Origin of the sequence: Emticicia aquatica, assembly GCF_923079645.1 — a bacterium.
GTDB lineage: Bacteria > Bacteroidota > Bacteroidia > Cytophagales > Spirosomataceae > Emticicia > Emticicia aquatica.
This window is the reverse complement of the sequence record NZ_CAKLPY010000026.1, coordinates 1-543: the sequence shown is the minus strand read 5'-3', so window position 1 is coordinate 543 and position 543 is coordinate 1. Positions and strand designations below refer to the sequence as shown.

At 48.1% G+C, this 543-nt stretch carries 1 pseudogene; it reads left to right on the top strand.

Features of this window, described 5'->3' with window-relative positions:
* Positions 1–543, top strand: a pseudogene (locus tag MJQ71_RS20845) (hypothetical protein); the annotation flags it as partial.

The window sequence follows — 543 nt, the reverse complement described above, 5'->3', positions numbered from 1 at the left end:
AGACAGCGACGTTGAGTGCAACAGGTTGCAATGGCACAGTTAAGTGGAGCAATACTTCGACAGGTACAAGCATCACAGTAAGCACCGCAGGCACATACACAGCAAGTTGTATGAATAGTTGTGGCGAGAGTGGCAACAGCAATTCAGTAGTGATCACGACAGGCAACAGCCCAGCGGCCCCAGTCATCAGCACGACTAAGAACAGTTTGTGTAATGGCGAAATAGCAACATTAAGTGCAACAGGTTGTGCAGGAACGGTTAAGTGGAGTAATACTTCAACAGGTACAAGCATCACAGTAAGTGTAGCAGGCACATACACAGCAAGTTGTATGAATAATTGTGGCGAGAGTGGCAACAGCAATTCAGTAGTGATCACGACAGGTAGCAGTCCAGCAGCCCCAGTTATCAGCAGCAACAAGAACAGCTTGTGTAATGGCGAGACAGCGACCTTGAGTGCGACAGGATGTGCAGGTACAGTTAAGTGGAGCAACACCTCAACAGGTACAAGCATCACGGTAAGTACATCAGGCACATACACAGCAA